Annotated in this window: 17 protein-coding genes and 1 tRNA gene; 10 read left to right on the top strand and 8 right to left on the bottom strand. The window is 67.1% G+C overall.

Translation table 11 applies throughout. From position 1 onward, the window contains the following. The first annotated feature begins 67 nt into the window (after window positions 1-67). The 8 genes from bcp (at window position 68) to IWX65_RS01910 (ending at window position 9,980) form a co-directional block, all read left to right on the top strand. Window positions 68-538 (top strand): thioredoxin-dependent thiol peroxidase, encoded by a 471-nt coding sequence (bcp, locus tag IWX65_RS01945; RefSeq protein ID WP_196880795.1) that lies wholly within the window; start codon window positions 68-70, stop codon window positions 536-538. Window positions 539-603: 65 nt separating this feature from the next. Beyond that, window positions 604-685 (top strand) — tRNA-Leu (locus tag IWX65_RS01940). 225 nt (window positions 686-910) lie between these two features. After that, a complete protein-coding gene (locus tag IWX65_RS01935; RefSeq protein ID WP_196880794.1) occupies window positions 911-1,639 on the top strand; it encodes a fasciclin domain-containing protein in 729 nt (242 codons plus the stop codon). 212 nt (window positions 1,640-1,851) lie between these two features. Beyond that, window positions 1,852-3,564 (top strand): ABC transporter substrate-binding protein, encoded by a 1,713-nt coding sequence (locus tag IWX65_RS01930; protein ID WP_334683591.1) that lies wholly within the window; start codon window positions 1,852-1,854, stop codon window positions 3,562-3,564. A gap of 101 nt (window positions 3,565-3,665) precedes the next feature. After that, entirely contained in the window at window positions 3,666-5,162 is a 1,497-nt protein-coding gene (locus IWX65_RS01925) for a malate:quinone oxidoreductase (protein WP_196880793.1), read from the top strand. 51 nt (window positions 5,163-5,213) lie between these two features. Further along, entirely contained in the window at window positions 5,214-8,405 is a 3,192-nt protein-coding gene (locus tag IWX65_RS01920) for an efflux RND transporter permease subunit (protein WP_196880792.1), read from the top strand. A gap of 147 nt (window positions 8,406-8,552) precedes the next feature. Beyond that, a complete protein-coding gene (locus IWX65_RS01915; RefSeq protein ID WP_196880791.1) occupies window positions 8,553-9,008 on the top strand; it encodes a MarR family winged helix-turn-helix transcriptional regulator in 456 nt (151 codons plus the stop codon). Window positions 9,009-9,059: 51 nt separating this feature from the next. Then, window positions 9,060-9,980, top strand: coding sequence for an oxidoreductase (locus IWX65_RS01910; protein ID WP_196880790.1), 921 nt, complete (start codon window positions 9,060-9,062; stop codon window positions 9,978-9,980). Here the strand turns inward: IWX65_RS01910 and IWX65_RS01905 are convergent. The 6 genes from IWX65_RS01905 to IWX65_RS01880 are packed head-to-tail and all read right to left on the bottom strand — an operon-like array spanning window position 9,968 to window position 16,489. Further along, window positions 9,968-10,735, bottom strand: coding sequence for a hypothetical protein (locus tag IWX65_RS01905; RefSeq protein ID WP_196880789.1), 768 nt, complete (start codon window positions 10,733-10,735; stop codon window positions 9,968-9,970). The genes IWX65_RS01910 and IWX65_RS01905 overlap by 13 nt on opposite strands. Window positions 10,736-10,739: 4 nt before the next feature. Next, a complete protein-coding gene (locus IWX65_RS01900; protein WP_196880788.1) occupies window positions 10,740-11,918 on the bottom strand; it encodes a cysteine desulfurase family protein in 1,179 nt (392 codons plus the stop codon). After that, window positions 11,915-12,835 carry a carboxylating nicotinate-nucleotide diphosphorylase gene (gene nadC, locus IWX65_RS01895; RefSeq protein ID WP_196880787.1) on the bottom strand — a complete coding sequence of 307 codons (921 nt, stop codon included), beginning with the start codon at window positions 12,833-12,835 and terminating at the stop codon, window positions 11,915-11,917. The genes IWX65_RS01900 and nadC overlap by 4 nt, the downstream gene beginning before the upstream one ends. Continuing rightward, on the bottom strand, window positions 12,832-14,451 hold the full coding sequence (nadB, locus tag IWX65_RS01890) for an L-aspartate oxidase (RefSeq protein ID WP_196880786.1): 1,620 nt from the start codon (window positions 14,449-14,451) through the stop codon (window positions 12,832-12,834). The genes nadC and nadB overlap by 4 nt, the downstream gene beginning before the upstream one ends. Beyond that, the gene (nadA, locus tag IWX65_RS01885; protein WP_196880785.1) at window positions 14,448-15,737 is read right to left on the bottom strand and encodes a quinolinate synthase NadA; all 1,290 of its coding nucleotides are present in this window, start codon (window positions 15,735-15,737) and stop codon (window positions 14,448-14,450) included. The genes nadB and nadA overlap by 4 nt, the downstream gene beginning before the upstream one ends. After that, window positions 15,734-16,489, bottom strand: a complete 756-nt coding sequence (locus IWX65_RS01880; RefSeq protein WP_196880784.1) for an NUDIX hydrolase — start codon at window positions 16,487-16,489, stop codon at window positions 15,734-15,736. The genes nadA and IWX65_RS01880 overlap by 4 nt, the downstream gene beginning before the upstream one ends. 470 nt (window positions 16,490-16,959) lie before the next feature. Between IWX65_RS01880 and IWX65_RS01875 the strand changes: the two genes are divergently transcribed. Then, entirely contained in the window at window positions 16,960-17,766 is an 807-nt protein-coding gene (locus IWX65_RS01875; RefSeq protein WP_196880783.1) for an alpha/beta fold hydrolase, read from the top strand. A gap of 151 nt (window positions 17,767-17,917) precedes the next feature. Next, window positions 17,918-18,943: a serine/threonine-protein kinase gene (locus tag IWX65_RS01870; protein ID WP_196880782.1), complete on the top strand. Its 1,026-nt coding sequence runs from the start codon at window positions 17,918-17,920 to the stop codon at window positions 18,941-18,943. A 76-nt stretch (window positions 18,944-19,019) separates the two neighbouring features. On the opposite strand, the gene IWX65_RS01865 is transcribed toward IWX65_RS01870, so the two are convergent. Next, a complete protein-coding gene (locus tag IWX65_RS01865; protein WP_196880781.1) occupies window positions 19,020-20,348 on the bottom strand; it encodes an MFS transporter in 1,329 nt (442 codons plus the stop codon). Between the two features lie 87 nt (window positions 20,349-20,435). After that, window positions 20,436-21,368 (bottom strand): MFS transporter, encoded by a 933-nt coding sequence (locus IWX65_RS01860; RefSeq protein ID WP_334683590.1) that lies wholly within the window; start codon window positions 21,366-21,368, stop codon window positions 20,436-20,438. Window positions 21,369-21,450: the final 82 nt, after the last annotated feature.

The raw sequence follows: 21,450 nt of genomic DNA, 5'->3' as shown, positions 1-21,450 counted from the left end.
AGCTGGCTGATATTTTTGAGCCTGCCCGAATCAGCCGACCTATCAACTGACCTACCAAGGAGTGCTAATGACACAACGATTGTCACCCGGGGATCGTGCTCCCGACTTCTCATTGACCGACGCCGACGGCAACCTGGTCGAGCTTGAGAAGGAACGGGGCAGCAAGGTCGTTGTCTACTTCTACCCTGCTGCGGCAACTCCCGGCTGTACTACCCAGGCCTGCGACTTCCGGGACAACCTCGCCGGCCTCTCTGCCGCGGGATACAAGATTTTCGGTGTGTCACCGGACCCGCAGGACAAGCTCAAGGCATTCGTGGATCAGGAACACCTGACGTTTCCACTGCTCTCCGACGAGGATCACGCGGTGGCCGACGCCTGGGGTGCCTGGGGTGAGAAGAACAACTACGGCAAGACCTCCGAAGGATTGATCCGCTCGACAGTCGTCCTCGACGAGGATGGCGTCGTCTCGCTGGCCCAGTACAACGTCAAGGCCACCGGGCATGTCGCGAAGCTCCGCCGCGACCTCGGTGTGGACTGATTTCCACGTACACTGGATCCTGACGTTTTCGGCGGGGAAGGATTCGTCCTACCGGAACGACGTCGGCGCGAGTGGCGGAATTGGCAGACGCGCTGGATTTAGGTTCCAGTGTCTTCGGACGTAGGGGTTCAAGTCCCCTCTTGCGCACAGGAAAGGCCCCGGTCAGAACCTTCTGACGGGGCCTTCGGTGTTAACCGGTGCCGCACCCCTTCGAGGGAGTTCTGCGGCGTGTAGAAAAACTTTTCGCTCATCCACCCATCCTCCTTTCCGGCGCATCCGAAGTACCTCCTGAGACATCAACACGATGTGTTTCACAAATCAGTCACCTGACTCCAGGCTCCCGCCGGGTCACGTCTATGGAGGAAAAATCTCATGGAACTCACCAAGCGCAGGAATCTTTCGATCCTCTCACTCGCGGCAGTGTCGATGTTCGGCCTTGCGGCCTGTGGCGGCGGCGAGGAAGCAGCAACCGGAACCGAGACGGAGGCCATGACCACGGAGGCCTCGGCCGAGGCCACCGAGTCGATGACCCCCGAAGCCACCGACATGGCCACCGAGGAATCCACCGACATGGCCACCGACGGCGCGATGGACCCGGCAGCGAACCTCGTGGGCCCCGGCTGCGCCGGCTACGCCGAGACCGTCCCCGACGGCGCCGGCTCTGTAGCAGGAATGGCCCTTGACCCCGTGGCAACCGCTGCGTCGAACAACCCCATCCTCACGCAGCTCACCGCGGCGGTCTCGGGCCAGCTCAACCCTGACGTCGACCTCGTCGACACGCTCAACAGCGACGAGTTCACCGTCTTCGCCCCCGTTGACGAGGCCTTCGCCGCACTGCCCGGCGAGACTGTCGAAACGCTGAAGACCGACGCCGATCTCCTCTCCAGCATCCTGACCTACCACGTAGTGCCCGGCCAGGTCCTGCCCGCAGACCTCGAAGGCACCACCCAGACGACCGTCCAGGGCGGCGACGTCGAAGTGACCGGCTCCGGTGACGAGCTCATGGTCAACGGTGCAAGCGTGATCTGCGGCGGAGTCATGACCGCCAACGCCACCGTCTACCTGATCGACACCGTCCTTACCCCCCCAGCAGCACAGTAGTAACGGCCTCCCTGGTCCGACTCCTCTAACGTTGTCCAGGGATTCGGAAGCGGGCCTTCGCACCGACGGTGCGAGGGCCCGCTTTTCTGTTGCGCCTGCACCTGCGGGCAGCTGAACGCCGTTCCGGACCCAGCCCCCCGTACAGGTCGATCCCCTAGACTTGCCTTTCGACTGCCTACACCGGCCCGACGGCCCTTGCGGAGAACCTGCCTGTGAAAAACAACGCCCCAGGGCTGAAGCCCCTGAAGCGCGCCTGCCTCACACTCACTGCGATGGCCTCTGTTCTCGGAATGGCCGCCTGCACCTCCGCCAGCCCCGCCCCGACCTCGCCGTCGGCCCCGCCGTCCTCCCCCGCGACCCCCACGGCAGGAAATACCACCTTTACCCTCGGCACGGCCGCCGATCCGGAGAGCCTGGACCCGGCCATGGTCAGCGACACGGAGTCCTACCGGGTGACGCAGCAGATGCTCCAGGGGCTCGTGGGAGTGGACCCCCTGACCTCGGAGCCGGCACCCCTGCTCGCGTCCTCCTGGGAGGAACGGGACGAGGGACGGGCATATGCCTTCGAACTGCGCGACGACGTCACCTTCCATGACGGAGAGCCGTTCAATGCCGAGGCGGTCTGCGCGAATTTCGACCGCTGGTACACCACTCCCCGATCGGCGCGCGCCGCCAGCACGGCCCTGCCGTTCGAGGATGTGTTCAAGGCCTACTCCGACGAGCCGGAGGTATCGCTCTACTCCTCGTGCCAGCCGCTCGGCCAGTTCGACGTCCTCATCAGCCTGAAGAGCCGGATGACCGGATTCATCCCGGCCCTCGCCTCGCCCGGTTTCGCCATGTCCTCCCCGAAGGCATTGACGGAGCTCGCGGCCGACGAACTCACCGGCACCCGGGAGGGAACACGGATCTCGGAGTACGGCCGGAACCCGGTGGGCACCGGCCCCTTCCGGTTCACCTCCTGGGAGGAGGATCGCGTCGAGCTGTCGTTCTTCGAGGAGTACTGGGGAGAACGGGGTGAGGTGAGGGACGTGATCTTCACCACGATCGCCCACCCCGATGCGCGCGTGCGCGCGCTTACCGCCGGAAGGATCGACGGCTACGACTTCGTCACCGTGGAGAACGCCGGAGAGGTTGCCCGCGCGGGCCTGCAGTTCCTGCAGCGGGACCCGTATTCGGTCCTCTACCTGGGTATGAACCAGGATTTCCCGGGAATCGACGACATCAAGTTCCGCCAGGCCGTTGCCTACGCCGTCGACAAGCCGGAGCTGATCTCCGGCCGTTTCCTGGAGGGGACCAAACCGGCACGCCTCTTCATTCCGGAGAAGCTCGGCATCAGCGGGGAGACCGTCGAGGCGTACGGCCACAACCTGGACAGGGCCAAGGAGCTCCTGGCGGAATCCGGGTACGACGGCTCGGAATTGCCCTTCTACTATCCGCTGGACATCTCGCGCCCCTACCTCCCCGCGCCCGAGAAGACCTATGCCGAACTGAGCCGGCAGCTCACCGCCGCCGGCCTGAACCTCAAGCCGATGCCCACCCAGTGGAACGAAGGCTACGTCGACGCGGTCATGAACGAGGACGCAAGGGCCTTCCACCTCCTCGGCTGGAGTGGCACCTACCAGGATCCCGACAACTTCGTGGGGGCGATCTTCGGAAGCTATTCGAATGAACTCGCCTTCGAGGACAACCAGCTGTTCAGCAAGATCAACCGTGCGCGCACCCTTCCCAACGGTGACGAGCGTCGCGAGGCGTACGCGGACATCAGCAGCCAGGTTGCCGCCAGGGTTCCCGCAGTACCGCTGGCGTTCCCGATCTCCGCCCTGGCCATGGCGCCCCGCGTGGTCAGCTATCCGGTGAGCCCGGTCATGAACGAGGTCTTCAACCGCATAGACCTCGCTGACATCCAGCCGGATACCACGCCCTGAACCGATCGGGCTTCCGAAAGCAACCCGACGGCGGGATTTAAGTAAGCCAGCCGCGAGACGCTACGCTTCTATCGCTAGGACAACAGCGACTGGAGATTACGTTGACCGCAAACAGCCCGGCGGCATTCCCCGCAAAGACCACCGACGTCGTACTCATTGGCGGCGGCATCATGAGCGCCACGCTGGGCGCTTTCCTGAAGCAGTTGCAGCCGGACTGGGACATCTCACTCTTCGAGCGCCTGGACAGGGCGGGCCTCGAGAGCTCGGATCCCTGGAACAACGCCGGAACGGGCCACTCCGCGCTCTGCGAGCTCAATTACTCCCCCGCGGGCAAGGACGGCTCGGTGGAACCGGCGAAGGCCGTCGCCATCAACGAGCAGTTCCAGGTATCACGCCAGTTCTGGGCCCACATGGTGTCCAACGGGCACCTCGGCAGCCCCCGCGACTTCATCAACCCAGTACCCCACATGAGCTTCGTCTGGGGCACCGCCAACGCCGCCTACCTGCGCAAGCGCTACGATGCGCTGAGCAAGCAGCCGCTGTTCAGGACCATGGAGCACAGCGAGGACCCCGCAACCCTCGCCGAGTGGACGCCCCTGATCATGAAGGGCCGCCCCTCCTCCCAGCCGGTGGCCGGATCCCGTGTCCTCGGCGGCACGGACGTCGACTTCGGATCGCTGACCCGCGGCCTCACCACCTACCTCGAAGGCACCGGGGTATCGCTCAACTACAACCACGACGTCGGTGACGTAGCCCGGGCCGCCAACGGCCGGTGGGACGTCAAGGTCAAGAACCGGGCCACCGGGCAGTCGCACACCGTCAACGCGAAATTCGTGTTCATCGGCGCAGGCGGCGGTGCACTGCACCTCCTGCAGAAGACCGGCATTCCCGAAGGGAAGGGCTTTGCCGGCTTCCCCGTCTCCGGCCAGTTCCTGCGCTGCACGGACCCTGAACTCGTCGGCCAGCACAATGCGAAGGTGTACGGCCAGGCGTCGGTCGGCGCCCCTCCCATGTCGGTGCCGCACCTCGACACCCGCTACGTCAACGGCGAGCGTTCACTCCTGTTCGGGCCCTATGCGGGCTTCTCGACGAAATTCCTGAAGCGCGGCTCATTCTTCGATCTGCCGGGCTCCATCCGGTCCTCCAACCTCGTGCCGATGCTCGCCGTGGCGAAGGACAACGTGCCGCTGACCAAGTACCTGATCTCCGAAGTGCTGAAGAACCGGGACGCGAAGAATGCGGCACTGCAGGAGTTCGTCCCCTCAGCAGACGGAGGCGCCTGGGAACTCATCTCGGCCGGCCAGCGTGTACAGGTCATCAAGAAAGCACCGAAAAAGGGCGGTATCCTGCAGTTCGGGACCGAAGTCATCACCTCCGCCGACGGCTCGGTAGGGGCGCTCCTCGGAGCCTCCCCCGGCGCGTCGACCGCGGCACCGATCATGGTCGAACTCCTCAGCCGTTGCTTCCCCACGAAGCTCGCCGACTGGGAACCGAAGCTGAAGGAAATGATTCCCGGTTACGGGGTGAGGCTCAACGAGAACGAGCCCCTCGCCGCGGAAATCCAGACGATGACCGACTCGGTGCTGAACCTCACGTAATCTCCGGCTGTCCCGGCTCGCCAGGCACCCGTCAGCACCGAAGGCAGGTCCATGTTCCGCTTGGCGCACCTCTCCCTGGGCAACCGGGCGCTGATCGCCCTCATCACCGTTCTCGCGTCCGTCTTCGGCGTCATCACCCTGGGCTCGCTCAAGCAGGAGCTCATCCCCTCGCTCGAGTTCCCGCAGATCACCGTGATCTCCTCGGTGCCGGGCGCCTCCCCCGAGTACCTCGACAAGCAGGTCAGCAGCCCCCTGGAGAGCGCCCTGAGCGGCGTCGAGGGGCTCGAGTCGTCATCGGCAACTTCGCGCACCGGGGTGTCCAGCGTGAGCCTCGTCTTCGTCTACGGCACCAATCTCGACCGGGCCCGCGCCCAGGTGGACCGTGCCATCTCCACCGTCCGGCCGCTCCTGCCCGACGACGTCGAACCCCAGGCGCTCGCCGGGAGCATCAGCGATCTACCGATCGTCTTCATGGCCGTCTCCTCGGACCGCACGCTCAGCGAACTGAACAGTGAGCTCGCCCGGTTGGCGGTGCCGAGGCTGCAGAAGATCGAGGGGGTGCGGTCGGCGGAGATCACGGGCGGTACGAGCCAGCACGTGTCGATCCTGCCCCGCGCCGGGCAGCTCGCGGCAGCCGGGCTCACGGTCGCGGACCTCGTCGACACCCTCGAGAACAACGGCGCCCTGTTCCCCGTCGGAACCCTCGAGGCGGTCGAGCGGTCGCTGACCATCCAGGCGGGCAGCCCGGTGGGATCACTCGATGACCTCCGCGCCCTTCCGGTGCTTCCCGGCGACGCCGGCGCCTCGGGCTCGGCGTCGCCGGGAACGCCTGTTCTCATCGGCGGCGTGGCCGAGGTCTCCCTCGCCGACGACGAAGCGACCTCGGTCACGCGCACCAACGGCATCGAGACCCTGGCCCTCACCGTCACCAAGGTGCCCGACGGCGACACGGTGGACATCTCGCAGCAGGTCACCGAACTCATCCCGAGCCTCGAGACCGAACTCGGCGACGCCGCGGACATCACCGTGGTGTTCGACCAGGCACCGTTCATCGAACGCTCCATCAACGACCTCACCACCGAGGGCCTCCTGGGGCTGGGCTTCGCCGTGCTGATCATCCTGGTCTTCCTGCTCTCCATCCGTTCCACGCTCGTGACGGCCATCTCCATTCCGCTGTCCCTGCTCATCACCTTCATCGGCCTGTATGCGGCCGGGTACTCACTCAACATCCTGACGCTGGGTGCACTCACGATCGCCATCGGCCGCGTGGTGGACGACTCCATCGTGGTCATCGAGAACATCAAGCGGCACCTCGGCTACGGCGAGGAGAAGCGCTCCGCGATCCTGACGGCGGTGCGCGAAGTGGCGGGAGCCATCACCGCCTCGACCCTCACCACCGTCGCGGTGTTCGCGCCCATCGCGTTCGTCGGAGGACTGGCCGGTGAACTGTTCCGGCCGTTCGCCGTGACCACCGGCATCGCGCTGCTGGCCTCCCTCGCCGTGTCACTCACGATCATTCCGGTGCTTGCCTACTGGTTCCTGCCAAGGAAGCAACAGGCGCCCGGTCGGGTCCGGGCACGCCATGCCGGTGCGGGAAGGGCAGGCGGAACGGCAGCAGCGGAGGCGGGAAGCCGGGAGGCGGCCGTCGACCCGGTGGCCGAGGCCCACCGCCGCGAGCAGCGCTCCTTGCTGCAGCGGGGCTACCTCCCCCTGCTGCACGGCACGCAGCGGCACCCGGTCTGGACGCTGGCGGCCGGCCTCGCCGTCCTCGGGGCCACTGCCGCGATGGTCCCGTTCCTCCCCACCAACCTGCTGGGAGGCACCGGCCAGAACAGTTTCAGCGTGACGCAGACCCTTGAGGCGGGATCAAGCCTCGCCACGACGACGGCGGCCGCTGCCCGGACCGAGGAGGTCCTGGCCCGTGCGCCCGAGGTGCGGGACGTGCAGCTCACGGTGGGCAACGCCCAAGGGGCCTTCGCCCAGTTCTCCCAGGGAGCCTCTGTGGCCACCTTCACCGTGATCACCGAGGAGGACGCGGACCAGGAGACGCTGCAGGACAGCGTGAGGGCGCAACTCGGGAAGCTCGACGACGCCGGAACGTTCTCCCTCTCGAGCCAGCAGGGCGGCTTCGGCACCTCGAGCACCATCGACATCAACATCACCGCACCGGCCGGGGAGGATCTCCAGGCAGCGAGCGACGCCGTGGTGGCCGGCATGCAGGGGCTCGACGGCGCAGGGGAGGTCTCGAGCAACCTCTCCGCCGCGCAGCCGCAGGTGCAGATCGATGTCGACCGCGCGGCCGCAGTGGACGCCGGGCTGAGCGAGGGGCAGATCGCCGGGCTGCTGGGCAGCAGCATCAGCCCCGTCCCTGCGGGTTCGCTCCGGCTTGATGCCACCGACTACCCGGTGCTGATCGGCGAGGGTACGGCCATCACCAGCCTGGCACAGCTCCAGGGGCTCACCCTCCCGACGCCCGCAGGTCCGGTACCGCTGACCGACGTGGCAAGCGTGGCGGAGGTGCAGGTGCCGCTCTCGGTCACGAGTTCCAACGGCGAGCGCACCGCGCGCATCTCCATCACGCCGTCGGGCGATGACCTCGGATTCCTTACCGAAGCGGTGACCGAACGGCTCGGGGGAATCGGGCTTCCCCCGGGTTCCACCGCCACGCTCGGCGGTGCCGCAGAACAGCAGACGGAGTCCTTCGACCAGCTGTTCCTTGCCCTGTGGGCCGCGGTGGCGATCGTGTACGTGATCATGGTGGCGACGTTCAAGAGCCTCGTCCAACCGTTGATCCTGCTCGTCTCCATCCCCTTCGCAGCCACCGGCGCCATCGCGCTCCTGCTGGTCACGGGCATTCCGCTCGGGCTGCCCTCGCTGATCGGCATGCTCATGCTCGTGGGGATCGTGGTCACGAATGCGATCGTACTGATCGACCTCATCAACCAGTACCGTCTCCCGCACGATGGAGAGCCGGGCATGCCGGTGCGCGAGGCGATCATCCAGGGAGCCCGCCAGCGCCTGAGGCCCATCCTGATGACCGCACTGGCCACCGTGTTCGCCCTGACTCCCCTGGCGCTCGGGCTCACGGGTGAGGGTGGCTTCATCTCCCAGCCCCTCGCCGTCGTCGTGATCGGCGGCCTGGTCTCCTCCACCGCGCTCACGCTGATCCTGGTGCCCGTGCTGTACCGGCTGGTGGAGGGGCGCCGGGAGGACCGGGCGCTCCGGCAGCTCCGGGAGGAATAGTCTTCGGCCGGCAGTACCTGGAATGAATGGGCTTCGCGATGTCCGGGTCAGAGCGGAACAATGCCGGCGCCGTCGGAGTTGGAAAGTAGAGTGGATGCAATTGCATCTACTCCGCTGCAGTGACCCCATCCCAACAGGAGACCGACCATGCTTACCGACCCGCCACCCGTCCGGCTGACCTCCGAAGCCTGGGAGTCGCTGTTCCGGGCGCAGGTCACCGTGATGAGGCGACTGAGGCAGGACCCCGCCTTCCGGCAGTTGGCGATCGGCGAGTACGACGTCCTGTTCAACCTCACCCGGTGCCCCACCGGGTGGACGCGCCTCAACGAACTGAACGGGCACCTGCTCATCAGCCAGCCGAGCCTGAGCCGCATGATCGATCGCCTGGAGGCCAAGGGCCTGGTGGCGCGGCGCGCCGCCGAAGCGGACCAGCGTGGCGTGGAGGTGGCGCTGACCGACGAGGGCCGGGCCCTGCAGCACAGCATCGGCAGCGCACACGTGCAGCGCATCCAGGAGGTGCTCGGTCCCGTCCTCAGCAGTGAGGAACTCGAACAGTTGCGCTTCCTGACGGGAAAGATCACCCAGGCAATGGAGCAGCACTGATCCTCCGCTCCACCCCGAAGTTCCACCCCGAAACCGAAAGGCACTTTCCGCATGAGCCCCTTCACCGCAGATTCCATTCCCGACCAGACCGGCCGGACGATCGTCATCACCGGAGCGAACAGCGGCATCGGCCACCAGGCGGCAACGGCCCTGGCCCGCAAGGGAGCGCGCGTGGTACTCGCCTGCCGGGACGAGGGACGGGGGCACGACGCCGAGAAGCGGATCCGCTCCCTCAGCGGCAGCAGCACGGTGGAACTGCGCCTGCTCGATCTCTCGAGCCTGGCTTCCGTGCGGCGGTTCGCCGACGAATGGACGGGACCGCTGGATGTGCTCATCAACAACGCCGGTGTCATGGCCACTCCGCGGAAGGTCACCGAGGACGGGTTCGAGCAGCAGTTCGGGATCAACCACCTGGGGCACTTCGCCCTGACCGGGCTGCTGCTGGAGCACCTTCAGGAGGCGGAGGCGCCGCGGGTGGTATCGGTCTCGAGCCTTGCGCACAAGCGGGGCCGGATCAACTTCGCAGACCTTCAGTCAACGAAACGCTACCGTCGATGGTCCGCCTACCAGCAGAGCAAGGTGGCGAACCTGTACTTCATGATCGAACTCGACCGCCGCACCCGCGCGGCCGGCTGGCCCCTCGCCTCGGTTGCCGCACATCCCGGACTCGCCAACACCAACCTCACGGCCGGGATGAACCTGCCGACGGCGCTCGACGCCTTCGGCGTCTTCTTCAAACTTCTGAGCCAGTCCGACGCCGCGGGCGCCCTTCCCGTGCTCTACGCTGCCACCGCGCCTGATGTCCAGGGCGGCGACTACTACGGACCCGACGGCCCGGGTGAGACCCGCGGTAACGCGACGCTCGTGGCGCCGTCGTCCCGGGTTCTGGATCGGGACATCGCCACCCGCCTGTGGAACAAGAGCGCCGAGCTTACGGGTGTCAGCTACGCGACCCTGCCTCAGCCCGCCTGAGGCGCAAACTGCAGCGAGGCGATGACCTGCCGCGTCACCGCGAATTCCGGTGAGTCGAAGTAGGTTTGGGCCTCGCTGATGGTGCCGAAGGTGACGTTCTGCGGGCCGGTGTTCGCCGGAGCCTTCGGCACGAGCACCTCGAGGTCGCCGAAGCTGACGCGCCCGAGGGAATTGTTCGCCAGTACCGTGTTGGTGAGCGCGCAGGCCACGCCGTCGGCGCCCCCCACCTGATCGGTGATGCCGTACGAGCTGAAGAACCGGAATCCCTGGATGATCCGCATCACGAGGCGCGGTTCGATGACGTCTACGGCGTCGGGTGGCGCGGAGATACTCAACGGCTCGCTGCCGAGGACGTAGTAGGGGGTGAGGTCGGAGGCGGGGCAGGGCGGCTCCTCGGTCTGGATTCCCGTATGGAGTTCGGCGGCAGTGGTTCCGGCCGGCGTACGCACGGCGTAATGCACCGAATCCGCTGCATAGACGCCGGGACCGGGTTCGATCGGCTGGACCACCCAGTCGGCCGGCAGTTCGAAGCTGAGAAGCCTGAGCGGATCGGTGAAGACCTTCCAGCCCTCGCGTGCCTCCCGGGGAGGTGCGGTCGCTTCCGGGGTGGTGGAGGTCGCGACGGCGGATGGCGCCCCGGCGGTCGGACCGGCGTCCGGGGACCCTTCGCCGCCGTTCGAACAGCCGGTGAGCAGCAGGGTTGCGGCGCTGAGCACTGCCAGAGCCCTGCACCGGAGCAGTTTGGCGGAAGTCATGCCGTCAGTGTAGATGGGCCGGTGCCGGGCCGGCAGGTGGAACGCTCCGCAGGTCCCGGACGTTGCGCACGGCAGCGACGACGGCGCGCGCCGCCGACTCCAGGTCCTCCCCCGGCGTATCACTGGTCCAGGACAACCGAAGGGCGCTCTGCGCCGTCTCGGGATCGATGCCCAGCGCCAGCAGCACGGCGGACGGCTCATCCGACCCCGCGGCACATGCGGAACCGCTCGATGCGACGACGCCGAAACGCTCGAGCTCCAGGAGGACCGCTTCACCGCTGACCCCCGGGAAGCAGAACGATGCGAGACCAGGGAGGCGCTGCGTACGGTGCCCTGTCAGCCGGGCGCCCGGTGCGTGCTCGAGAACGGAGGAGATGAGCCGATCCCGGTGGACCGTCGCCGCCCGGGCCGCGTCGGGCAGGGCTCCCTGCGCCAGGTCGAGTGCGGCTGCCAGTGCTGCGGCACCGGCCACGTTCTCGGTGCCAGAGCGGCGCCCGCGTTCCTGGCCGCCGCCGTGCTGCACCGGTTCGAGGGGGATCCTCCCCCTGCAGAAGAGCGCTCCGATCCCTTTCGGCGCGCCCAGCTTATGCCCCGAAATGCTGAGGGCGTCCACTCCGAGGGCTCCGACGTCGAGCGGCAACCAGCCTGCCGCCTGCACGGCGTCGCTATGGAAGTACACGCCCGCGGCGGCGCACACCGCTGTGAGCTCGGCGAGGGGCTGGACCGTGCCCACCTCGTTGTTCGCGTACATGATGCTGCACAGCGTGGTGTCCGGGGTGAGCACCTCCTTCAGCGCAGCGGGCGACACGATGCCCTCCGCCGTGACAGGGACGACGGAGATCCGGAAGCCGTGGACGCGCGCGAGGTACTCGAGCGGGCCGGACACTGCTGCGTGCTCGATGGGGCTCGTGACGATGTGCCGGCCCCGGGGCGCCGCGAGCGCGATCCCCTTGAGGGCGAGGTTGTTCGACTCGGTGCCACCCGAGGTGAAGGTGATTTCCGACGGCCGGCAGGAGAGGAGGCGTGCGACGGTGCGGCGTGCTTCGTCCAGCGCGATGGCTGCCGCTTCCCCCGGTGCATGGTGGCTCGAGGGGTTCCCGAAGTTCGAGGTCAGCAGCGGCCACAGTGCCTCGAGTGCTGCGCGCTGGAGAGGGGCGGTCGCGGCGGCGTCGAGGTAGATCATCTGTTCGGGATGAAGTCGAGGCCGAGGTCGAGGGCACGCGCGCTGTGGGTCAGGGCGCCTGAGGAAATCACGTCGACGCCCGTTCGAGCGATGGCGGCGATCGTCTCGAGGCGGACGTTGCCGCTGGCCTCCACCAGTGCACGGCCGTTGATCTGCACCACTCCCGCAGCGAGGTCCTGGAGGGAGAAGTTGTCGAGCAGGATGGTGTCAACGCCCGCGGCGAGGACGGGATCGATCTGGTCGAGGCGGTCCACCTCCACCTCGAAATGCACTGTGTGGGGCAGGCGTGCGCGTGCTTCGCGTAGACGCTCCGTGAGGGCGGCTGGTCCGTCCGCCGACAACAACGCTAGGTGGTTGTCCTTGGCCATCACGGCATCGGAGAGGCTGAACCGGTGGTTGAAGCCGCCGCCGCAGCGGACCGCGAAGCGCTCCAGGACGCGGAGGCCGGGGGTGGTCTTCCGGGTATCGACCACCCGGGCGTCGGTGCCCTGCACGGCCTCGACGAAATCCCGGGTCAGAGTGGCGATGCCGCAGAGCCGCTGGACGAGGTTCAGGGCGGAGCGCTCCGCGGTGAGGATGGCCGCGGCCGGGCCGTCAAGGGTGGCGAGGACGGTTCCGGAGCCGAAGGATTCGCCGTCGCGCACTGCTATCCGCACCTCGATCGAGGGATCGGTGAGACGAAAGGCCGCCTCGAGAATCGAGGCACCGCAGAAGATCCCCGCCTCACGCGCGGTGATCGAACCGCTGGCGCGGAGCCCGTCCGGCACGAGTACCTGGCAGGTGATGTCACCCCACGGCGCATCCTCTTCGAGGGCCGAGGCCACGATGCGGTCCACCACGGCGGCTGGAGGAGGCTGCACGAGGGGGCCGGGCGCACCGCCGACGGGAGGTCCGGAACGATGCTGGGCTTCGGTCATGGGGCCACTCCTGCTGCTGCGTTCGAGAAGGCCATGGGGCTGCCGGACCCTACCGGCGTCCCGGATCCTTCGGGCACTGGATGTCCATTCGATGCGGAGTCCGGGTCATCGGAGCGGTAATGGGCGCCCCTTGATGCGGTCCTCGCTGCCGCAGCGCGCACCACCAGGCGTGCGGCGAGGAGGAGGTTACCCTGCTCACGGTCCGCCACGGAGGAGCCGGCTATCCCGAACTGCGCGAGCTGCTTGGCAGCGATCCGCAGGCCGCCTCCGTCCCGGACCACGCCGGCGTGGTCGGACATGAGGCGTTGCAGCTCCACGCGGGTGAACGCCTGCTCCACTCCGGAACCGCCGAGGTCGAGGGGCGTCGAGGCGAAGACCGGCCAGGAGGCGCCGGACGCCGGAGCCGAAAGGGCCGCCGCTGCCCTCGCACCGAAGACAAGACCTTCGAGCAGCGAGTTCGACGCGAGCCGGTTGGCCCCGTGGACGCCGGTGCAGGCGACCTCCCCCACCGCATACAAACCGGGCAGCGAGGTGCGTCCCGATGTGTCGGTCTGCACGCCACCCATCCAGTAATGGGCCGCCGGCACCACGGGAATCGGCTCCGCCGACCAGTCGAGCCCGTGCCCCCGGGTCAGCGCCGTCAGGGTGGGGAAGCGGCGCTCGAGGAAGGGACGGCCCAGCCCTGTCGCGTCGAGGAACACCCGCGCCTCCCCCGTGGCTGCCAGATGGCGGGCGATGCTCCGGGACACGATGTCGCGGGGCGCCAGGTCGCCGGCTTCGGAGAAGTACTGAAGAAACCGTTTCCCCGACGCGTCGACGAGCCTGGCCCCTTCCCCGCGGACAGCCTCGGAGATGAGCGGATGACCTGGGACGTCCAACGCCGTGGGATGGAACTGGAAGAACTCGGCGTCCGCCACCACCGCTCCCGCACGCCAGGCGAGTGCGACGCCGTCGGCCGTGGCCACGGAAGGGTTCGTCGTGTGTTCGAACAGCTGGCCGGCACCGCCCGTGGCCAACACGACGGCGTCGGCCTCGAGGACCGACACGGGCCCGGTGCCGGTACCGGAAATGAATTCGACGCCGGTGGCGCGGCCGCCGGACCCGTCGCCGGTGTGGAGGATGCGGGTAACGAACGCGTGTTCGATCACGTCGATAGCGTCGTCGGCCCGGACGGCAGGAATGAGCCCGGCGGCGAGGCCGGCGCCCGAGGCATCGCCGCCGATACGCAGGATGCGTGGTGCGGAATGGGCGGCCTCACGCCCGACGGCGGGCTGCCCGCCGTCGGCGTCGAACGGCACTCCGAGTTCTTCGAGGCGCGCGATGTGCCGTGGAGCCTCCTCGCACATCAGCGTGACGGCATCCTCGGCGCAGAGCCCCGCGCCGGCGGCCAGGGTGTCTGCAATGTGCGCGCCGATGCTGTCAGGGCCGGCAGTGCCCGGGAGGACAGCTGCGATACCGCCCTGGGCATACCGGGTATTGCTCTCCTCGATATTCCGCTTCGTCAGCAGCGTCACGCGAACGCGGGGGTTCAGCGCGCGGAGAGTGAGCGCCGTGTACAGTCCCGCGGCGCCACCGCCCACCACCACGACACGGCGCGCCTGCGCGCCCTGCCTCACGGCTGCACCGCGAGCATGCGCGTCAGGGCGATCCGGGAGGGCCCGGCGACGTCGTCGGGGACGGTGATGCGGTTCAGCACCTCGCCGCGCACCAGCGCCTCGAGCACCCAGGCAAGGTACCCGGGATGGATCCGGTACATCGTCGAGCAGGGGCAGATCACCGGATCAAGGCAGAAAATGGTGTGCTCGGGATGCTGTGCCGCGAGCCGGTTGACCATGTTGATCTCGGTCCCGACGGCGAAGACGCTTCCGGGAGCGGCCGCCCCGATGGCTTTCCGGATGTAGTCGGTCGACCCTGCCTCGTCGGCGGCATCGACGACGGCCATGGGGCATTCGGGGTGCACGATGACGCGGACTCCCGGGTGTTCGTTCCGAGCCTGTTCGATCTGTCCGACGGTGAAGCGCTTGTGGACGGAACAGAATCCATGCCAGAGGATCACCTGCGATTCCAGCAGGGTCTGCTCGTCGCTACCACCCAAAGGCTTGCGCGGATTCCACATCGGCATGTGCTCAAGGGCCACGCCCATGGCCTTGGCCGTGTTGCGTCCGAGGTGCTGGTCCGGGAAGAACAGGACGCGCTGCCCGCGCTCGAAGGCCCAGCTGAGGACGGCCGCGGCGTTGGACGAGGTGCAGACGATGCCGCCGTTCCTGCCGCAGAAACCCTTCAGCGCCGCCGACGAATTCATGTAGGTGACGGGGATCACCGGAACACGGCCGGCGGCGTCAGGCTCCGTTCCGAACAGATCCACAAGCTGTTCCCAGCACTCGGTGACGGAGTCGATGTCCGCCATGTCGGCCATCGAGCAGCCAGCCGCGAGGTTGGGAAGGATCACCGACTGCGCCGGCTGCGACAGCAGATCCGCTGTCTCGGCCATGAAATGGACGCCGCAGAAGATGATGGCTTCAGCCGCCGTGCGCTCGGTTGCCGCGCGGGCCAGCTGGTAGCTGTCCCCGACGAAATCGGCGTACTTCACCACCTCGTCGCGCTGGTAGAAGTGCCCGAGGATCACCGCCCTGTCGCCCAGGTCCTCCTTGGCGGCGAGGATCCGCGCGTCGAGTTCCTCCTCCGACGCCGTACGGTATTCCGCGGGCAATTCGCCTTGGCGAGGGGTCGCGGCGGGAGCGCTGTCCGCCATTGATGCGCCGGGACCGTATTCGGGAAGAGGTGCGGTGTCGAACGCCCAGGGAGCTGATGCAAGAGCCGGGGAGCAGGTGCGTGCGGTTCCTGCGGAACGCTCGGCATCGCGGCGTGTGACGAGCTGGATTGCGGTGTTGACCGAGGTCATGGGTTTCTCCCTGTATTGACCGGAGCGGGCGTGCCGGCCGGGCTGTCCGCTGTTGTTTCAGCTGTGGCCGACGCTTGTGAGCCGATGTAGCGGTAGAGGCGCGGGGGCCGGTGGCGGCCACCCTGCTGGAACTCTTCGGTAGCCGCGATATCCGGAGCGGCACGCAGGTGGCGCCGGAAATTCGCCGGATCCAGCTCGAGGCCCAGCACCGCCTCGTAGACCTCCCGTACCTGAGCAAGCGTGAATCTCTCACCCAGGAAGTGGTAGGCAATGGACCCGTAGGCCATCTTGTTCCGAAGCCGCCACAGCGCGTAGTCGACGATCTCGTTGTGGTCGAAAGCCATCGGCTCCAGGGAGTCTGCACGGAACCACCGGACGTTCTCGGACTCACGGGCATGGTGGGCCTCGTCGGGCTGCACGAGGGCCCAGTACACGATCGACACCAGGCGCTGCGTCGCCGCCCGGTCCACGCCGCCGAAGGCATACAGCTGCTCGAGGTAGCGCGGAACGAGCCCCGTGGTGTCGGAGAGGTTCCGCCCGGCGGCGTCCTGAAGCGACTCATGGCTTTCCAAGGGCCCGCCTGGAAGCGCCCATTTCCCGCGGTGCGGCTGGCGGATCCGCCGGACCAGGGGCAGCCAGAGCTCGGGGCGGCCCGAGTCCGGGTCGTGCCGCAGGGCAAAGATCACGGTGGAGATCGCGAGCGACGGCGGCTGGAGTTCCCGTTCGGAGACATTCGCCGAGGAGAAAGCCATGGCAGATCCCTCCCGGCATCAGCATCGTCGGTGAGTAATGGTCGACGTGACTATTACTCATTGTTGACTATAGCCCATGTCGCGGCACATGCTGCCGGCAATCCGCTGGGTGATGCGCCGGACGTCAGTTCGCCGGCGCAACCACCCTGCAGGCGCCACCCGGTAGTACGGCCACTGGGTTGCGTCGCCCCGGAGTGGTGACTAGGATCACAAGTGCCGGTTCGAAGCTGGCCCGGCGGCGGGGATGTGTTCAACGGAGCACACGTTCCTGCCGTCTCCACCCGAGGTAGAGCTTCCCGGGAGCCGGCCCGTTTCCGCTCAGCCTCCTCAGCCGTCCGTGGCGCATCACTGACGCCGGACCGACTACCGACCGGGAAATCCTGAGCCCCCGATGGACGAAGCGCCTGCAGTGGGTAGTGTAGTAGTCCGCGGCCGCCCGGCCGTTGAACGATGTACGGGAGGGGCGGGCCATGGGACGGCACAGCGATCATCTGGTGGAGGGCACCGACCCGCAGCTGTCGGTGGCACTGCACCCCGCTCCGGCCGGGAGCGGATTGCGACCTATCCTCCTTCTGCACGGCTTCGCCTCGTCCTCGCGCCTCAACTGGGAGGACACGGGCTGGGTGCGGTACCTCAACGACGCCGGCAGGAACGTCGTCACCGTCGACCTGCCGGGTCACGGTGGAAGTGCGGCGCCGGAGGAACGTGACGCGTACTCCCCCAGCCGTATGCGCGCGGACCTGCTCCAGATTCTCCAGGACCAGGGAGTCCTGCCGCTGACGGACGGGAAGCCAGCCTCAGGGGTGGACATCATCGGATACTCGCTCGGCGCGCGCCTCGCCTGGGAGTTTGGCGCCACCCAGCCCGAGCTCGTCCACCGCATGGTGCTGGGCGGGCCCGGCGTCGAGGATCCCCTTGCCGAGTTCGACCTGGATGCCGCCCAGCAGTTCATCGCCGACGGTGCCCCGATCGCGGACACCTCAACAGCGAATCTGCTGCGGATGGCCCGGCTCGTCCCCTCCAACAACGTCTTTGCACTGCTCACCATGGTGGAAGCCGTCAAGGGTGAGCCCTTCGTGCCGGCCGAGGCCGTGCCGAAGGTCCCGCTCCTCCTGGTGGCCGGAGACCAGGACGAGTTCGCCCGGTCAGCGCCGGAGCTTGCCGCTCTGGCGCCCCGCGCGCAGCTCGAATGGCTGCCGGGGCGCACCCATTCCAACGCCATCACCTCCCGCGGTTTCAAGGCAGCCGCCGTTCGATTCCTTGCAGAAGGGGCCTAACAGGACACGAAGCGGCATTAAGTTTTGGTAAAGTCGATCTGCCGAGGGGCAGGCGCCGGGTGGAAGCGCGCTATAATCGGAACTGATCAGTAGGCTTACCTTTGATCCAGCGGTCTCACTCTTTCCACATTCAGCTTCCAGGAGAACACCCATGGATGTGCTCCTCGCCGAGCGGTACCAGACCACGAGCCTTTTGGGCGTAGGTGGCGCCGCCTCCGTGTACCGGGCGGTGGACAGGAACCTGTGCCGCGACGTCGCCATCAAGATCTTCAACCCCACGACCTCCGACGACGACGATTACCGGCGTCAGCACACCGAGACCATGCTCCTCTCCACGCTGAACCATCCGGGGCTTGTCACCCTCCATGACGCCGGCATGTACGAGGACGCCGACGGACACGCCTCCGGCTTTCTGGTCATGGAGCTCATCGACGGCGAGGATCTCCGCAAACTACTGAAGAAGGGGCCTCTCCAGGCGGCTGAAGTGGCACAGGTGGGAGCCGATCTCGCCGACGCTCTCGCCTATATCCATGCCCAGGGAGTAGTGCACCGGGACGTCAAGCCCGCGAACATCCTGATGTTCCACTCCGGCGACAACGACACCCGCATGTACCCGAAGCTCACCGACTTCGGAATCGCGAGGATGGTCGACGCCACCATGGCGACGGCCACCGGGGCCACGATCGGGACCGCCAATTACCTCAGCCCCGAGCAGGCCCAGGGCGCCGCGGTCGACGGAAGCAGTGACATCTATTCGCTGGGACTCGTCCTGCTGGAGTGCCTCACGGGTGAGAAGGCCTTCCCCGGCCCCATCGTCGAGGCTGCCCTCGCACGCCTCCTCCGCGATCCCGGGGTTCCGCTGTGGCTGGGGCCCGACTGGGTGGAGCTGTTGACGCTCATGACGGCACGGAACCCGCTCAAGCGGCCGAGCGCGCACGACGTCGCGCTCCTGCTTCGGACCCACTCCGACGACGGCTCCGGGTTCTCGATCGTCGGCCTGCCACCGGAGTCGGCGCCGGCAGCGGCTCCCGCCGTCGGCCATTTCCCATTGCCAGGCCTGGTGGGCGAATCCGGAATCACCGGAGGAATCCCGACGGGCGGCATGATCACCGGAGGCGTCACCACCGGAAACCTCCACATCCCGGCCCCGCCTTCCCAGGCGCCGAGCCTGGGCTAGCGGGAACAGAACGGCAGTTGCAGCACCCCGAGGACTTCGGGTGCTGCAACGGCCGTCGGGACCGGCGAAGGCGGTCCTAGTGCTCCGAGACGCCCAACGGGGCGCCCTTCGTTTCGCGGACCATCGACACGCCGATGAATGAGATAGCGCAGAGAACCATGATGTAGATGGCAACTGCGCCCGACCACTCGTAGGTCTTGAGCAGGAGCTGCGCAACCGTGGCGGCAAACGCTCCGCCGAGGATCGCCCCGAGTGCATAGCCGATGGAGATGCCGGAGTACCGGACCGCTGCCGGGAACATCTCGGCGTACATGGCCGACATCGGCCCGTAGGACAGTCCGAGACCGATCGTCAGGACGAACAGGCCGACGCCGTACAGCACGATGTCGCCCGTATCGACGAGCATGAAGAGCGGCAGCATCCAGACGAAGATCAGCGCGTAGCCCAGCTGGAACGTCCGGACCCGTCCGATGCGGTCCGACAGCCAGCCGCCCACCATGGTGAAGATCAGCCAGCCGAAGGACGCAAGGGTTGTCGCCAGCAGGACCGGAACCAGCGGCATCTCCAGGGTTCCTGTCGCGTAGGAGATGAAGAACGCGATCACGAGGTAGCCTGCGGCGTTGTTGCCGATGAAAATGACGGCAGCGAGGAGCACCTCGCGCGTGTTCTTGCGGAACAGCTCCCGAAGCGGCGCCTTGCTCTCAGCCTTGCGGGCGGCGAGTTCCTTGAAGACAGGGCTCTCGCTGACGGCTCGGCGGATCAGGTAGCCCACGACGATCAGGACAACGGACAGCAGGAACGGCACCCGCCATCCCCACTCGAGGAACTGGTCCTCGGGGATAGCCGTCCGGAGCCCGAGAAGGGTTCCGGTCGCAAGGATCATGCCGATCGGCACGCCGATCTGCGGGTAGGCACCGAAGATACCCCTCTTGCTCAGTGGAGCGTGCTCCACCGACATGAGGGCGGCTCCACCCCACTCGCCTCCGGCTGAGAAGCCCTGGACGATCCGCAGGAGGATCAGCAGGACCGGGGCCCAGGCTCCGATCTGCGCGTAAGTCGGCAGCAGGCCGATCAGTGCCGTGGCGGCACCCATAAGGACCAGCGTGGCGACGAGGACGGACTTCCTGCCGAAGCGGTCACCGAGGTGACCCGCAACGATGGCGCCGAGGGGCCTGAACAGGAAACTGATGCCGATCAGCGAGAAGGCGAGCACCTGGGCAAGGCCGGGGTCCGAGTCCCTCAGCGGCGTCAGGAACAGCGCCGACAGCACGGTGGCGGTCAGTTGCGCGAAGATGAAAAAGTCATACCACTCGATGGTCGTGCCCACGAGGGTGCCCGCGAGGACGCGGCGCTCCTCCGGCGATGTACGGTGCGCGGTACCCTGCGCGACGGTCGAAGACGTCATTGTCACTCCAGATGGACGGAACTGATTTACCGACAGAACGTTCGGTTACTGTGAGCGAAATCATACCCCCTGGAAGGCTTTCCTGCGCTATCCGCCGGCCTCTGCAGCCGGCAGCTCGCCACTCGGACGCTCCTCCGCACGGAGGATTCTCGTGCTCACCAGACCGAGAACGAGGAGCGCGAAGGCTGCGCACAGCGGCACCAGGAATGCCTGCTCGGGGTCCGCGCCGTCGGCGAGGAGCCCGGCCATTGATGATCCGAGGGCCGTGCCCGCGACGATACCGCTGGCGAGGAGTGTCATGACCGTCCCCAGGAGGTGTTTCGGAGCGACGACGGAGCCGATGCTGAAGATGGTCACCATGGTGGGGCCCACCGGAATACCGAGCAGGAACAGGACCAGCAGCATGGATGCGATGGTCTGCGGGAGGAACAGCAGGGCCGCCAGGGCGACCATCCCGCCCGCAGAGACGATCCATCTCCGCTGGTGGGACAATGACCGTCGCCAGTACGCCACCGACAGCGCCGCGGCTGCGGAACTCAGCCCCATCACCGCGTACAGGAGTCCGGCTGAGGTGGAAGCCCCGAATTGGCCTGCAAAGGCGATCAGGGCGGCCTGGGTGGAACCGAAGAACGTTCCCATCGCCACCATTCCCGCAACCGGCAGCGCGACGAGCTTCCATCGCACGGGAAGAACCTGCCCGGCTCCCGTGCTTCCTCCAACTGGACGCCGACCGGGCTCGAGGAGCACCGACGTCGGATGGACGGCGAACGCGATCACCAGAACGACGGTCAGCACCGCAGCCAGCGTGAGCGGCAGCCACGGTGCGACAAGGCTCGCCAACAGGCCCACGAGCGCCGGACCCATCACGAAAGTGAGTTCGTCCGCCGTGCTCTCGTAGGCCAGCGCAGTGTCGAGATCGGACGCAGGCCTGTCCCTGGTCAACGCCATCCAGCGGACACGGGCCAGCGGTCCGATCTGCGGGCAGGTGAATCCCATGGAGAGCGCAGTGAGGTGTGTCAAGGATTTGAGACAGTTGGTTAGTTTCTTTTGGTTAGGCAGCCGCGGGTAGCGGCTGATTTCCTCTTGTGAAGTTGGCCATTGC

It is taken from the genome of Arthrobacter sp. CAN_A214 (genome assembly GCF_015751955.1).
In the GTDB taxonomy this organism is placed as follows: domain Bacteria; phylum Actinomycetota; class Actinomycetes; order Actinomycetales; family Micrococcaceae; genus Arthrobacter_D.
The sequence above is the reverse complement of the archived record's forward strand: the minus strand, read 5'-3'. Positions and strand labels throughout refer to the sequence as shown.

Coding starts and splice junctions, on each gene's coding strand:
- IWX65_RS01910 (WP_196880790.1), top strand. CDS start 9,060: ATGAGCCCCTTCACCGCAGATTCCATTCCCGACCAGACCGGCCGGACG.
- IWX65_RS01865 (WP_196880781.1), bottom strand. CDS start 20,348: ATGACGTCTTCGACCGTCGCGCAGGGTACCGCGCACCGTACATCGCCG.
- IWX65_RS01905 (WP_196880789.1), bottom strand. CDS start 10,735: ATGACTTCCGCCAAACTGCTCCGGTGCAGGGCTCTGGCAGTGCTCAGC.
- IWX65_RS01900 (WP_196880788.1), bottom strand. CDS start 11,918: ATGATCTACCTCGACGCCGCCGCGACCGCCCCTCTCCAGCGCGCAGCA.
- IWX65_RS01875 (WP_196880783.1), top strand. CDS start 16,960: ATGGGACGGCACAGCGATCATCTGGTGGAGGGCACCGACCCGCAGCTG.
- nadA (WP_196880785.1), bottom strand. CDS start 15,737: ATGACCTCGGTCAACACCGCAATCCAGCTCGTCACACGCCGCGATGCC.
- IWX65_RS01870 (WP_196880782.1), top strand. CDS start 17,918: ATGGATGTGCTCCTCGCCGAGCGGTACCAGACCACGAGCCTTTTGGGC.
- nadC (WP_196880787.1), bottom strand. CDS start 12,835: ATGACCGAAGCCCAGCATCGTTCCGGACCTCCCGTCGGCGGTGCGCCC.
- IWX65_RS01880 (WP_196880784.1), bottom strand. CDS start 16,489: ATGGCTTTCTCCTCGGCGAATGTCTCCGAACGGGAACTCCAGCCGCCG.
- bcp (WP_196880795.1), top strand. CDS start 68: ATGACACAACGATTGTCACCCGGGGATCGTGCTCCCGACTTCTCATTG.
- IWX65_RS01915 (WP_196880791.1), top strand. CDS start 8,553: ATGCTTACCGACCCGCCACCCGTCCGGCTGACCTCCGAAGCCTGGGAG.
- IWX65_RS01935 (WP_196880794.1), top strand. CDS start 911: ATGGAACTCACCAAGCGCAGGAATCTTTCGATCCTCTCACTCGCGGCA.
- IWX65_RS01920 (WP_196880792.1), top strand. CDS start 5,214: ATGTTCCGCTTGGCGCACCTCTCCCTGGGCAACCGGGCGCTGATCGCC.